This window comes from Polyangium sp. 6x1 (assembly GCF_029946515.1).
Classification (GTDB): Bacteria; Myxococcota_A; Polyangia; order Polyangiales; family Polyangiaceae; genus Polyangium.
In genome coordinates, this window is the sequence record NZ_JARZHH010000044.1 from 21,133 (window position 1) to 34,165 (window position 13,033).

Sequence of the window (13,033 nt, forward strand, 5' to 3'; positions counted from 1 at the left end):
GATGGGCGTTGATCAGTCCTCGTTTCCGTGCACGGGGGCGCTCTTCGAATCGCCCATGAGGAATGCCTGGACGGCACCCACGTCATAAGCGTTCTCCCAGTGCTCCGTGACCAGGCCGTCGCGGAAGCGCCACACGCCGCAGAACGGAATCGCGAGGGTCGCCCCGGCGCGATGGGCTCGAAGGACGCCGAAGACGGCGCCGAAGTGGTCGTTCGCGACCATGTGCTCCACATCCATCACCAACGTGCCGTCGGTCATCCGGACGAGCTCGCGCTCGTGCGTGACGACCGCTTCCCGGCCGACGGCGCGGCCGGCAGCAGCGTCACGAAGGAACGCACGATCGGCCTTGTGCAGGACGACGTCGTCGGCCGAGTACTCCCCGATGCGCGTCAGATCAGCGTAAATGGCGCGCAGCGACCGGACATTCGGATGGATCGCGGTATTCATGCAACCTCCTTGGTCGAAGACTCGGGCGGCGGCGTCGGACGCCACGTCGGCACGCTCGAGGCAATGGCGACGAGCTCGGCCATCTCCTTGTCGTCCAGCGTCATCTGGGCGGCGCGCAGGTTCTCCTCCAGGTGGGTGATGGACGAGGTGCCAGGGATCGCGAGAATGGCCGGCGACTTGTGCAAGAGCCACGCGAGGGCGAGCTGCGCGGGCGTGGCGCCGCGCTTGCGGGCAAACCCGGCGAGGATGCTGTTCGGCCCGGCGAGGGCGCCGTGTCCCATGGGGAACCACGGAATGAACGCGATGCCCTTCGCCTCGCAATGACGCAGGACCGGCTCACTGGCGCGATCCGCGACGTTGTAGAGGTTCTCCACCGCCACGATCTCGGTAATGGCGCGCGCCCTTTCGAGCTGCTCCAGGGTCACCTCGGGTTGCCCGGAGAGCGCGATATGACGAATCTTGCCCTGCTCCCGGAGCCGGACGAGCTCGCCGAGCTGGTCGGCGAGCGGGACGGCCGGGTCGATGCGGTGGAGCTGATAGAGATCGATGCGCTCGACGCCGAGGTTGCGCAGGCTCAGCTCCACCTGCTGCCGGAGGTACGCCGGGCGCCCGCAGGGGACGATGTAGGGCTGATTCCGGTTCGTCCAGTCGTCCGGCCCGGAACGCAAGAGCCCGCCCTTCGTGGTGATCACGAGCCCCGCGGGATAGGGATGGAGGGCGCGGCGGATGATTTTCTCGTTCTCGGCCGGGCCGTAGGAATCGGCCGTGTCGATGAAATTGACGCCCAGGTCGACCGCGCGGCGCAGGAGCCGGACGGCCGCGTCCGGATCGGTCGGAGGTCCCCACATGCCGGGCCCGGTCAGGTACATCGCGCCATAGCCGAGACGCCGCACGGGAAGGTCGCCGCCGAGCATGAACGTCGACGACGGAGCTTTGAGCGGTGTATTCATTGCAATTCCCCCCTGTCCATTTCGATGCACGACGGCAGCCGAATGCACGCCGTCCCTACTGGCCGTTCTTGGTCCTCCAGGAACCAACGGACATCTCCGCCGTGATTCCGGGGCCGAAACCTGCGATCACGCCCCGTCCGCCCTCGCGCACCTGGTTGTCGGCGAAGAGGCGTCCGATGGAGTCGAGCACCACCACGCTGGCGATGTTGCCGTATTCCGTCAACGTGGCCCTGCTGTACCGGAACGATTCCTGGGGCACACCCAGGTACTTGCACAGATCATTGAGGATGCGCGGCCCGCCGGCGTGAATGATGTAGAAATCCAGGTTGCCCACGTCCCAGCCGTGCCGCTCCACGAGCTGCCGCAGCACGGGAGCGAGGGGCTTCATCGTCCCCGGGACCCGCTTGTCGAGCCTGAAATGGAACCCCGTCTCCTTCACGACGTACGAGATCCATTCCTCGGTGTCCGGGATGATGTACGCCGCGTTTCGCTCGAGGCGGATGCCGTCGCCTCCGCTGCCCCGGACGACCATGGCGCCCACCGCGTCCCCGAAGAGCCCGTCCGACAGGAGGGATCCGACGTCGTCGTCGGGCGGCTGGTAGCAAAGGGAGCAGAATTCGCAGGCGACGACGAGCACGTTGCTGCCGGGATGCGCGACGCAGAAATCGTGCGCGCGGCAGATGGCGGCGGCGCCGGCCGCGCAGCCGAGCTGCGCGATCGGGATCTGCCGCGTGTCGTGGCGGAAGCCCATGGTATTCACGAGCCACGCCGTGAGGGCCGGCATCAGGAAGCCGGTGCACGAGACATAGATGATGGCGTCGATGTCCTGCGCGCTGAGCTCCGCATTCTCGAGCGCGCGCTTGATCACCGGAGGCACGCGGCTCTTCGATTCACGCTCGTAGATCTTGTTGCGGATCTCGAAGCCAGGGTGCGCGAGGGTCTGCTCGAGCGGCTGCACGATGTGCCGCTTCTGCACCCCGGTGGCGGCGATGAGCCTCATGGCGAGCTTCAATTGCGGTTTGCCCGCATGGAGCTGCTCGGCCAATTTCAAGGTGTCTTCCATCGTGACGATGTTCTCCGGAACCGCTACTTCCGGCCTGCACAAGGTGGCCATGTTTCCCCTCCATGTGTTCGACGTCCGAGAATCATTCGCTCGATGAAAATAATCGCTCGGCCAGCGATGGTCTCCATGGCCATTGCGAGCTCGTGTATCCATAAAACGGGAGGCCGATCACGCACCCACGGCGCTCTCGCGAGCTGCGGGCGCCGTGGCGGACCGCTCCCGACGACGTTACTTCCCCTCTTCGTCCGGAGCTCTCCGCGGCTCTTTCGTCTGTCGGACGCTCGCGATGACCAGGTCCAAGAGCTCGGTCGCGAACGTGATCACGTCTCGAGCCTGGTACCCAGCGTTCATGAAATCACGGAACATGGTCTTCGCGAGGACGTGGAGCTCCGCGCCCGGCATCGATCCTCGTGCGGACCCTGATTTTTGGCTGTTTGCCGGCGGCATGGCCTCGCTCTCCGATCTCTCCGCTCGGGGGAAGACCCGTCGATTGCACCGAAGCGAGCAAGCTCCAGACCAGGCGAGCGGTCACCGCGCGTGGATGAAAATTGCGGTCGCCAGACTCCACCGTTGTCGATCATTCATCGATAGAAGCGAGCTCGACCAGGTGTTGTGCGGCATCGTGGGATATCGCGCGAGACGGCCGGGTAAATGCTGCGCGTTTCATTCAAGGCATATGGGTGTGCCTTGCCCGGCCCGCCCCGCCGCCGTGGCCATATTCAAAGGGAGATGCCCTCGTCCACGGCCGTCCCGGTTCGAGGTCTACCGTCGGGGCCCGGCGTCGGATGAGGCGCAGACACAGGGCCTGTCGCTCCTGCGCGCGTCGGGAGCTGCGGGGCCTTCCGTCCGCGTCGCAGCGCGGCCGCGACGTCCGCCGCCGTCGTGAGGGCCGCGCGTGCAGATCCGGCCACCTCCGCCCGAAGTGATCCGGCCGATGCTCCAGGAGGGCCTCTTTCACCCACGCTGCGACGGAAACGACGAGAAAAGCAGCGAGCGCCCGCGGCTCGCAGGACATCAGGAGGCGGCGGGCGCTCTCGCGGCGGCCTGCCGAATGGATCGATCAGAGGTGCGATTTCAGGAACGCGAGCGTGAGCGCCCAGGCCTGGGACGCGGCGGCCGCGTTGTAATTGCTACGCGCGTCGCAGAAGAAGCCGTGATCGTGCTCGGAGAACTCGATGTTGACGAAGGGCTTTTCGTGCTTCCGCAGCGCGTCCACCACGCTCTGCGCTTTCTCGTTCGAGATGAACGGATCCTTGCCGGCCCAGATGAGCAGGATTTTTCCCGATTGCGTCGCGGCATACGGGAGTTTGTCGGGCGCGATGCTGCCGTAGAAGGAGACCGCGCATTTCAGCGGGGTGATGCCGTTCGCCACGAACGAGAGCCGCCCGCCCATGCAGAACCCGAGCGAGGCGACGCGTCCCGCCTCGACGGCCGGGTGCTTGGCGAGGTACTCGGCGGCGGCGCGCACGTCGGCCTCGCTCTCTTCGGCCTTGTATTGGACCGCGAGCTTCATGCTCGGGGCGAAGTCCACGTAACCGCCCTCGTAGCCGGGCGCCGTGCGGTGGAAGAGATCGGGCGCGAGCGTGACGTATCCTTCCCGCGCGAAGCGCTCGGCGACGTCGCGGATGTGCGCGTTGACGCCGAAGATCTCCTGCAGGACGAGGATCGCGGGGCGGGGCGCGTCGCCCTCGGGCCGGCAGAGGTAGCCGTCCATCGTGGTGCCATCGGCGACGGGGATCTGGACACGCTCGGTGCGAATGGTCATCGGTTCCTCCTTCAATGGGTTTGGCAGGGCTAATTCGCCACAGAAGACTGGTTCGGCTCCTTCGCCGGATTCAGCTCGGCGTCGGGCTTCGTGCGGAAGACGAGCCAGAGCGCCGCGGGCAGGGCCGTGAAGTCCGCGATCATCGAGAGGACGAAGGCCACGGCGGAGAGGATGCCGAACTGCCGGATCGGCGGCAGATCCGCCATTCCGAAGGCCACGAAGCCGCCGGCGTTGATGAGCGTCGCGAAGAAGATCGCCCGGCCCGACACGAAGAGCGTGTGCCTTAGCGCCTGCTCCACGGAGCCTTCCTTTCGGCCCTCCTGGAAGTGGTAGAAGAAATGGATCTGGTCGTTCTCGCTCGTCCCGAGCACGGTCGACGCGATCAGGATCGTCGCGACGTTCAGCGTCATGCCGGAGATGCGCATCACGCCGAACATGACGAGGATCGCGAAGAGCGAGGGGATCATGGCCATGAGCCGCGCCGCCCCGCTGCGGAACACGATGAGGAACGTGACGAAGATGATCCCGACCGTGAGCTCGAAGCTCTCGACCAGCGTGGGCACGAGGCTCTGCGAGACGCGCGCCTGGAGCGGCGCCATGCCCACGGTCCGGAGCTCGAACTCCCGGAGCGCCGGGTTCGCCTCGGCCGCGGCCTTCCAGTGCTTGTCGATGCTGGCCTCGAGCCGCTTGAACGCCTCGTGCTCGGTCGCTTTCGACATGACCGTGAAATGCGTCTGCCCGAGGCCGTTTTTCTGGACGAACCGGCCGAGGAGCGGATCCACGGGCGCGAGCGATTCCAAGGTGCCCGCGAGCTCGTCGAGCGCCTCGGCGTCCTTGGGGAACGCGTCGCCGGCGCCGCCGAGGTACTGCATCATGCGCAGGATCGTGGTCGGCCCGATCGCCGCGCCGACCTCGGGATCGGCGACGAGCGCCTCGTGAAACGCCTGGAATCCCTTCAGCGCGTCGGGCTCCGAGACGCTGCCGACGCCGCCCTTGAGCCAGACCTCGGTGATCGAGAGGCCGGGCATCTTCGCCTCGATGGCCTTCGTGTCCTTGTAAAGCCGTGATCCCGAATTGATGTATTCGACGGGATCGGTGAGCAGCTGCATCGGCTTGACGACGCCGGGCAGGCCGAGGAGCGCCACGGCGCCCGCGGCGGACAGCAGGATCGAGCCGAGGACGAGCGGCCAGCGATAACGATAACTCCACCGGGGCAGCGCCGCCGTGAGGCGGACGAACCACGCAGCCGCGACCTTCTGCTCGATCGCGGTCGGGGTCTTCAGGATCTTCTGCAGCGCGGGGAAGAGCGTGAACGAGACGATGTAGCTGAGCGCGAGGCCGACCGCGACCCAGACGCCCATCTGCCGGATGGGCTGGATGCTCGATACGACGAGCGCCGCGAAGCCCACAGCCGTCGCGAAGACCGAGGCGGTGCACGCGAGCCACTTGTTGGCGAAGGAGAAGACCTGGTGGTCGTCGACGCTGCGATCTGCCGGGCGCTCGACGAAACGCGACTGCAAATAGACGAGCGTCGCGGTGGTCGTGACGAGGATCGTCATCGGCACCATCGGCGAGACGATGGTCAGGACGCCGCCCGTGAGGCCGATGTAGGCCATGGAGAGGGCGATCGAGACGCCGAGCGTGATCAAGAAGGCCGCGAGCGTGCGCGCCGAGCGATAGAGGAAGAGGCAGAGGCCGATGATGAACGCCGCGAACAAGCCGAAGTACTTCGGCCCGGTCTTCTGCATGTCCTCGTCGAGGTAGATGTTGACGTAGGGCTGGCCGACCTGGCGCAGGGTCCGGAGCGGCGCGCCGTCGCCGCCCGTCGCCTCGATGGCGCGACGTACGGCCGTGAGGGTCTCGCGGCGCTCCTGGCTCGAGTGCACGTCGAGGATGAGAGCGATGGCGAGGTAGCCGTCGCCGGCGAGGCCCTGATCCTGAAAGAGCTTCGTGCCCGAGACGAACTTGCGCAGCGCCTCGGATTGCTCCGGCCTGGGATCAAAGCCGGCCTTGGCGCGGCGATAAATGGAAAGCGCGGAGTTCGGCTCGACGCGCGGGATCTCTTTCAGCGCGCGTTCGAGTTTGTCGAGACGCTCGAGCACCGCGGGCGCGAAGGGATCGTCGGCCTCGGCGAGCAGGACGGCGAACTCGCCGGAGCCGAAGACCTTCTCGAACTCGCGCGTTTTGACGTAGTCGGTGTCGCTCGTCGCGATGAGGCGTTCGATCGCGTTGTCCTGCTGGACGCGCGCCGCGAACCAGGCCGCGGGCGGCAGGACGAGCGCATAAAGGGCGATGATGATCCAGCGGGCCGAGATGATGCGGGAGAAGATCCGCACGAGCCACCCGGGCGCGTCGTGGCTCGGGCTCGCGGGGCCTTTCGGAGTGCTCGGAGAGGTCGACACGGGACGCTGCTATCACGATCCCGCGCAGGCCGCCCGTCGATCCCGCGCGGCGTTTCAGGGCGAAGGCGCTTGCGCAGCAGGCTTCGGGCATGTGGGGTTGCCCGCGTCCTTGAGGAGCTGCGCGAGGAGCGCCTGATCGTCGCGGCGGAGCTTTCCGCGTTCGGCCGAGCAGCGGCAGAGGTGAGGCTTGGCGGGATCGACGTCGCCGAGCGCGATGTAAGCCTCGGCGACGCGCAGGTGGTTCTCGATGACGTCGGGATCCTTCTGCACGAGGCCTTCGAGCAACTCGAGCCCGGTCTCCGAGTCTCCATTTCGCAGGAGCGCAGCGGGCGCGACCACGTAGAGCGTGCCGAGCATGCGCGTCGCGGCGCCGCTTCGGAAGCTCGGATCGAGCTGGCGGCTGCGGCGCGCGTAGTGCTCGACCTCGCCGATCATGTCGGCCCCGAGCAGGCCTTTGAGCTGCACGAGCCTCCCTGTGACGACGGCGCGCGCGAACGTGTACGCGGCCGTGTCGACCGCGCGCGCGCGCACTTCGGCATACGCGAGCTGGCGATCTTCCGGGGTGTCCACGCCCGCGGCGATGAGGTCTTCGAGCGCGTCGGCGATGACGAGCGCGTCCTTCGTGGCGATGGCGGTCTTGAGAGAAGCGTTGACGGCGGGGCCCTGCGCGCCGGTCACGCCGCCCCAGCACGCGGGCAACACGCCCAGGGCAGCGACGAGGAAAAGGGAGGACCAGCGCACGGGCGGGAGAAATAACACTGTCGGCGAGGAGAAGCCCCCCGCGCAGGCGAGCGGGGAGGCGCTACTTGTCGTACGCAGCGACGACGCCTGCGTAATCGCCGGACGATGCCGACTTGAGGGCGAGGATGCCCACTTCGCCGCACGTCGCTTTGCCCTCGCCCTCGCAGATCTTGCCGAGGTTTGCCTGGAACGCCTTGCGCTGATCGGCGGGCGCGGAGGGGAAGGCGACGACGACCATGGGCGGGAGCTTGTCGCTCGACCAGACGGACTTGATGTCGCCCGCGCCGTCGATCTTGCCGAGCTCGGCGAGCTGCGCGTCGTCGACGAGCGCGCAAGCCGCGTCGCCGCTCACGACCTTCTTGATGGTCTGGATCGGGCGGGTCGTCGCGACCAACGTGAAATCACCGAGCTTGAAGGCGCCCTTCGAGACGACCTTGTCGATGAACTTCGCGTCGTCGGCGTGATCGCTCGCGAGCGCCTTGCCCTTGCAGCCGGCGAGGTCCGAGGCGGTCTTGCTGATGAGGTGATACTGCTGGCCGCCGGCGCGATTGACCGCGACCTGGCCGATGATCTCGAGGTTGTGCTTGGCCTTGAGGCCGAGGAAGGCACCGAGCGAGAGGATCCCGTAGTGAGGCTTCTGGGCGGAGATGAAGGCCTCGGCGTTGCCGCGGCTCGTGTGATACTCGCCCTTCGCGCCGCCCCAGCCGTTCTGCTTGGCCGCCACGGACACGAATTTGTCGACATAAGGCTGAGCTTGCGCTGCGCTCCCCACCCCGTGCTCCCGGAGCACGAGGACCCCGACCGTCCCCTCCGCGGCCGCGTCCGCGCACAGGAAACCAGAGGCGGAAGCGATCACGGCGGTGGCGAGCAGGGAGCGAAAGACAGTCGTTCGCACGGGTAGGACCTCCTGGCTGACTTGGACGAGGGAGCCGGGAAGGTATGCATCGAGAGCGGTACGGACATCGGAAAAAATGAGGGGAGACTGCTGCTCGGGTGCGTGAAGGTGGGAGGGCATGCGCCGGATCCGAAAAACCTTCATGGATTCGTGAGGTTGGGCGGGTACGTGCCGTCCTCTTCCCAGGTGTCCACGAAGGTCACCCTCACATCCCCACGCATCGCAGCGACGTCCACGGCAGTATGCTCTTCCACACGCTGGTACCGAAGGTCGACTTCCCCACGGCCGACGGGCAGGCGCTTGACCTCGACCCAGTGGAGCCAGCGAGGGAGGGTGGGGCGGACGATCCGAAGCTCGCTCCCCGGCGCGTTGGGCGAGAGGCCGAGGAGGGAGGCGAGGAGGGCCGCCCAGGAAGCAGCCGCCCAGGCCTGGGGGCTGCACGCGACGGGGTAACGGACGGGGACGGCGAAGGCGCTGCGCGCGAAGCCGCAGAAGAGCTCGGGCATGCGGTACGCAGGGAAGTGCTGCGCAGCCTCGAAGAGCGCGGTGACGAGCTCGAGGGCGAGGGGCTCCTGTCGGTAGCGCTTGAAGCCGAGCGCGATGAGGGCGTTGTCGTGGGGCCAGACGGTGCCGACGTGGTAGCCCGTGGGGTTGTACCGCGCCGCGCGCGTGGAGAGGGTGCGGATGCCCCAGCCGGAGAAGAGGTCCTCTTCCATGAGGCGGCGCGACATGAGCTCGCCGCGCGCATGCGGGACGGCGCCGGCCCAGAGCGCGTGGCCCGCGTTCGAAGAGACGGTCGCGACCTGTCGCTTGTGGCCGTCGAGCGCGATGGCGTAGGCGTTCTCCGCGGGCATCCAGAAGGCCGCGTCGAGGGCGTCGCGGATCGCGGCGGCGCGTAGCTCCTCGGAGGCAGCGCGCGCAGGATCGCCGAGGGCGCGGTAGATGCGGGCCGCGGCGCGGCGGCTCGCGTAGGCATACGCCTGCGCTTCGACGAGCGCGATCGGTGGCTCGGCGAGGGTGCCGTCGGGATGCATGATCGCGTCGGTGGAGTCCTTCCAGCCCTGGTTGACGAGGCCCGTCTCCGAGCGGCACGCGTACTCGAGGAAGCCGTCGCCGTCGCGATCGCCGTAGCGATCCATCCACGCGAGCGCGGCGTCGAGGTTCGGGCGGAGCTCGCGGACGAGGTCGAGATCGCCGGTGACGCGATGGTACTCGGCGAGGAGGATGATCCAGAGGGGCGTCGCGTCGACGGTGCCGTAGTACGGCGAGAAAGGGACGACGCCGAGGCGTGCGAGCTCGCCGCGGCGAAGCTCGTGCATGACCTTGCCAGGCTCCTCGTCGCGCATGGGATCGTCGCGGCTGCCCTGGTGGTGGTGGAGCAAGCGGAGCGCCTGGCGCGCGGGTTCGGCGGAGATCCAGAGGTAGAGCAGCGCCGTGATGATGGTGTCGCGCCCGAAGAGGCACGCGTACCAGGGGATGCCAGCGGCGATGAACGGCGCGTCGGGATCGCCGGAGAGCAGCACGCGGAGGTCGCTGCGCGCCTTCGCGAAGATCGCGTTGAACAGGCTGTTGCTCGTCTCGACGCCGACCTGACCCGCGAGCCACTGCTTGTAGCCCGTGAGCGCGCGGCGCGGGGCCGAAGGGCCGTTCGTGCTCGTGATGGGCGAGGCGTCGACGCTGACGCCGATCGTGATGCACGTGGAGCCGCCGGGGCGGAGCTCGATGCGGTAACTCGCGGTGCACGACGCGAGCTTGTCGGGCGTGGGATCGAAGCGGACCTCGGTGCGCCGCGCGAGATCGTCGGCGCCGTCGTAGCGGAAGCGCAGGACCTTTGGCGTGTGCTCGGGAGCGTGCGTCACGCCCTTGCGCGCGCCCTTCACGATGCCGCGGACCTCGAACATGTCGGAGAAGTCGGCCTCGAAGTGGAGCTCGACGTCGAGCGTGACGGGGAAGCGGTTGTAGTTCTGGAACGTGAGCGACTCGCTGACCTCGGTGGGACGAACCAGGCGGTAGCGGCGGATCTGGATCGTCTGCTCGTGGACCTCCTGGCCCTCGGGCGTGACGAGGTTCGGGTTCGTGAGCACCTGCGCGCCGAGGAAATGCGCGTGGTCGCTGGAGAGGAGGATCGTCGGGCGGAGGCCCTGGATGGCGAGCTCGTAGCTGCTCAAGAAGCGCGTGTCGCCGAGGTAGAGGCCGTAGCCCTCGCGGTTCTTGCGCGGGACGTTGCCCTCGGCATCCGTGAGGAGGAAGAGATCTCCTTCCTTGAGGAGGGTGGCCTCGCGGATGTCACGCGCAGAAGGCGGCGCGTCGAGGGAGATGATGCCGGCGGGCTGGTTCGTCTGCGGCGTGGGCGAGGGATCGATGTCGACGGGGAGGGGAGGGAGGCCACTCCGCGCAGAGCCGTCGTCGCGAGGGCCGTTCATCGAGCCACCTCTTCGTGAGGTCGTTCGACCTCGCGCGCGACGGCGTCGAGGAGGTCGCTCACGTCGAACGGCTTCGAGAGGACGCGGCGGACCTGCGGCGTGAGGCGGAGCTGGGCGAGGAACGCGGAGACGACGATCACGGGCGTGCTCCGCGTGTCCGGCTGGTCGGCGAGCTCTTCGAGGACCGCGTTGCCGTCCTTGCCCGGCAGCATCAGGTCGAGCAGGACGAGGTCGGCGTGCTCGCGCTGGACGATCGCGGCGGCCTCGATGCCATCGGCGACGCCGACGACGTCGTAGCCCTCGGCGCCGAGCAGGAAGGTCTCGAGATCCCGGAGCTCGGGGTCGTCCTCCACGACGACGATCTTCTTCCTCGGCACGAAAAGGCTCCTCCAGTCGGTGGGGAAGGCGGGCGCGCGCGCAGGGGCGAGCAGACCGCCGGTCGCTGCACGAGCGACCACCAGAGACCCAAGGTGCTCGTGCCTCACCATCGGAGTTTCGCGGAGCACGTACGGTGCCGCGCCCGTGTGGCGGAGGCGCACGTGCAGGCGGGCGCAGGCGAGGGCGAGCGCTCCGGGGCGTGAGGAGGCGCGCGCCGGCCGGTTTTTCGCGGCGCTTCGGGGCCTCGGCCGTGAAGGAGACGAAAAGCGAAAATCGTCCTTGCGCGCGGGGCTCGGGCCGATCTATCTATACGCCCCCGCTGGCCGAACGGCTGGCGGAACGATGTCCTTCACGGGAAGGCATCACGCGAAGATGGCGGAATTGGCAGACGCGCTGGATTCAGGTTCCAGTGCCCGCAAGGGCGTGGAGGTTCAAGTCCTCTTCTTCGCACTGTTTCGGCTCGACAAATACGTCGAACACGTCGTCGAGGGTATCGCGACTTCGCTTGGATGAGGTAGGCAGCCGTGATCCCCTCGCGGATCAGGTGCCAGCCTTGACGAGGACGATCCAATGTCGCATGGCGCGCCGGGGGGCTCGGGGGGGATGAAGCAGGTTCGCTCCCCCGAGATCGCGACCCGCGCGTGGACCTTCGGGTTCGTCGGCTTCGCGACGAGCCTGGTCCTCGGCCTCGCTCCCGCCGGTTGCGGGCAACGCAAGACGGAAGGCGGCGCCGGGCCAGCCCCGAGCGCGTCGGCTGCGACGAGCGCTTCGGCCGCGACGAGCGCGGATCCGCCCACGACCTCGGCGAGCGTCGCCCAGGCGCCGCCGCCTCCGCCGAGCGAGCCCGTGGGCTCCGGCGTGTCGTCGTTCGTCGCGGCCGCGCAGACCGAGGCGTGCAAGGCGCAGAGCGGGGACATCGCGACGTACCTGCAACGCGGCGAGGTCACGGCCGCAGGGCGCGAGGGCGCGATCGCCGCCGCATGGCTCATCAAGCTCGCCGCGAACAAGCCGGGCGCGCAGCTCGCGTTCGCAGGGTTTGCCCTCGACGCGAAGCAGGTGGCGCGCGCGCGCGGCATCGGGACGGCGAACGAGACGGCGCCGCGAATCTTCTCGAACGGCGCCGGCTGGACGCTCGTGTGGTTCGACGGCGACGGCCTGGCGTACACGAAGCCGCGCTGGGAGACCGCGCCGGCGCCCGTGATCGAGCGCCTGAGCACGGTGAGCGCCGCGAACGCGGACGACGTGGCCCTCGCCGCGACGCCCTCGGGCGCGATCGTCGCGGTCGCGCCGTTCAACATGGACAAGGCGCAGCTCGGGCTCTTCCAGTTCGCCCCGACGGACGCGGCCGCGCCGGCCGTGCAGGCGCTCGGCGCGACGCACCACGCCCACGAGCCGCGCAGGTCCGCCGTCGCCGCGGATGGAACCGGATACACGCTCGCCTGGCACGAGGGAGACGGGCGGATCGTCGTGTCGCGCTTCGATCTCGCAGGCAAGGAGATCGACGAGGCCTACACCCTCGCAGCGGCCCCGCCGGCCGGCGCGCCCGCGCGCGAGCGCGTGAACCTCGTGGCCACGACGAAAGGCGCGATGGCCGTGTGGGTCGAGGGCGACAAGATCCTCGCGCGCGCAGTCGACGCGGCGGCGCGCCCGGGCGACAAGACGTGGCTGGTCGGGCGCGGCCGCGCTCCGGCGCTCGCGCCGATCGGCGACGGCGCGCTCGTCGTGTTCCTCGGTCAGGAAGGCGGCAAGGACGATCAGGTCCTCGCGGTGAAGCTTTCGGAGAGCGGTGAGCCGTCGTCCACGGGCATGCGGATCAGCGACGGGACGGGCCCGGTGAAGGATCCAGCGGCGGTCACGCCCGCCGGCCCGCGCTTCGGCTTCCTGTGGACCGAGCCCATGAGCAACGGCGTGAGCACGAAGCGCGCGATCCTGCGGACGCTCGAGTCGAGCTGCATCCCCTGAGCGCGGA

Annotated in this window: 11 protein-coding genes and 1 tRNA gene; 2 read left to right on the plus strand and 10 right to left on the minus strand. The window is 68.3% G+C overall.

Translation table 11 applies throughout. The annotated features are described in order from the left end of the window. Nucleotides 1–12 precede the first annotated feature (12 nt). From QHF85_RS32480 to QHF85_RS32525, 10 genes are all read right to left on the minus strand, one after another. On the minus strand, nucleotides 13–447 hold the full coding sequence (locus tag QHF85_RS32480) for a nuclear transport factor 2 family protein (RefSeq protein WP_281331271.1): 435 nt from the start codon (nucleotides 445–447) through the stop codon (nucleotides 13–15). After that, entirely contained in the window at nucleotides 444–1,397 is a 954-nt protein-coding gene (locus QHF85_RS32485; RefSeq protein WP_281331272.1) for an aldo/keto reductase, read from the minus strand. The genes QHF85_RS32480 and QHF85_RS32485 overlap by 4 nt, the downstream gene beginning before the upstream one ends. A gap of 55 nt (nucleotides 1,398–1,452) precedes the next feature. Beyond that, nucleotides 1,453–2,511 (minus strand): type III polyketide synthase, encoded by a 1,059-nt coding sequence (locus QHF85_RS32490; RefSeq protein WP_281331273.1) that lies wholly within the window; start codon nucleotides 2,509–2,511, stop codon nucleotides 1,453–1,455. A gap of 177 nt (nucleotides 2,512–2,688) precedes the next feature. Further along, complete coding sequence (locus QHF85_RS32495) at nucleotides 2,689–2,862, minus strand: hypothetical protein (protein WP_281331274.1); 174 nt, start codon at nucleotides 2,860–2,862, stop codon at nucleotides 2,689–2,691. A gap of 658 nt (nucleotides 2,863–3,520) precedes the next feature. Then, nucleotides 3,521–4,225: a dienelactone hydrolase family protein gene (locus QHF85_RS32500; RefSeq protein WP_281331275.1), complete on the minus strand. Its 705-nt coding sequence runs from the start codon at nucleotides 4,223–4,225 to the stop codon at nucleotides 3,521–3,523. Nucleotides 4,226–4,254: 29 nt separating this feature from the next. Continuing rightward, nucleotides 4,255–6,627, minus strand: coding sequence for an MMPL family transporter (locus QHF85_RS32505; RefSeq protein WP_281331276.1), 2,373 nt, complete (start codon nucleotides 6,625–6,627; stop codon nucleotides 4,255–4,257). Between the two features lie 54 nt (nucleotides 6,628–6,681). After that, nucleotides 6,682–7,368, minus strand: a complete 687-nt coding sequence (locus tag QHF85_RS32510; protein ID WP_281331277.1) for a tetratricopeptide repeat protein — start codon at nucleotides 7,366–7,368, stop codon at nucleotides 6,682–6,684. Between the two features lie 61 nt (nucleotides 7,369–7,429). Further along, nucleotides 7,430–8,263, minus strand: coding sequence for a hypothetical protein (locus QHF85_RS32515; protein WP_281331278.1), 834 nt, complete (start codon nucleotides 8,261–8,263; stop codon nucleotides 7,430–7,432). A 140-nt stretch (nucleotides 8,264–8,403) separates the two neighbouring features. After that, nucleotides 8,404–10,686: a glycogen debranching N-terminal domain-containing protein gene (locus QHF85_RS32520; RefSeq protein WP_281331279.1), complete on the minus strand. Its 2,283-nt coding sequence runs from the start codon at nucleotides 10,684–10,686 to the stop codon at nucleotides 8,404–8,406. Beyond that, nucleotides 10,683–11,063 carry a response regulator gene (locus tag QHF85_RS32525; protein WP_281331280.1) on the minus strand — a complete coding sequence of 127 codons (381 nt, stop codon included), beginning with the start codon at nucleotides 11,061–11,063 and terminating at the stop codon, nucleotides 10,683–10,685. Before QHF85_RS32525 ends, QHF85_RS32520 begins: the two co-directional genes overlap by 4 nt. Nucleotides 11,064–11,430: 367 nt before the next feature. On the opposite strand from QHF85_RS32525, the gene QHF85_RS32530 reads away from it, so the two are divergent. Further along, nucleotides 11,431–11,514: transfer RNA gene (locus tag QHF85_RS32530), tRNA-Leu, on the plus strand. A 153-nt stretch (nucleotides 11,515–11,667) separates the two neighbouring features. Beyond that, nucleotides 11,668–13,026, plus strand: coding sequence for a hypothetical protein (locus tag QHF85_RS32535; RefSeq protein WP_281331281.1), 1,359 nt, complete (start codon nucleotides 11,668–11,670; stop codon nucleotides 13,024–13,026). Nucleotides 13,027–13,033 lie beyond the last annotated feature (7 nt).